This is a genomic window from Vibrio sp. 10N.261.54.A5 (genome assembly GCF_041471145.1).
Classification (GTDB): domain Bacteria; phylum Pseudomonadota; class Gammaproteobacteria; order Enterobacterales; family Vibrionaceae; genus Vibrio; species Vibrio crassostreae_C.
On record NZ_JBFRNU010000130.1, the window covers coordinates 1 to 222 of the forward strand.

1 protein-coding gene is annotated in these 222 nt (G+C 58.1%); it reads right to left on the reverse strand.

Annotation, left to right across the window (positions count from 1 at the left end):
* Positions 1 to 205: hypothetical protein (locus AB4329_RS22490; RefSeq protein WP_372139339.1), on the reverse strand; the 205-nt coding region annotated here is incomplete at its 3' end.
* Positions 206 to 222: the final 17 nt, after the last annotated feature.

Sequence of the window (222 nt, forward strand, 5' to 3'; positions counted from 1 at the left end):
CCGCCAACTGCGCCACCGTAAAGCTGCTCGACGCGACGCCGTTCACTAAGATTGTGCCGTTACTCACGTTGCTGACCGTGAAGCTCACGCCTGTGTCCGTATCGTCAACGTCCGTGTAGCCAAGATCTGCCGCCGTGATGGTGTAGCTGCCTGCTTCATCCATTTCACCCAACAGATCGCCTGTCAGCTCCGGCGCATCATTCACTGGCGTCACCGTCAAGT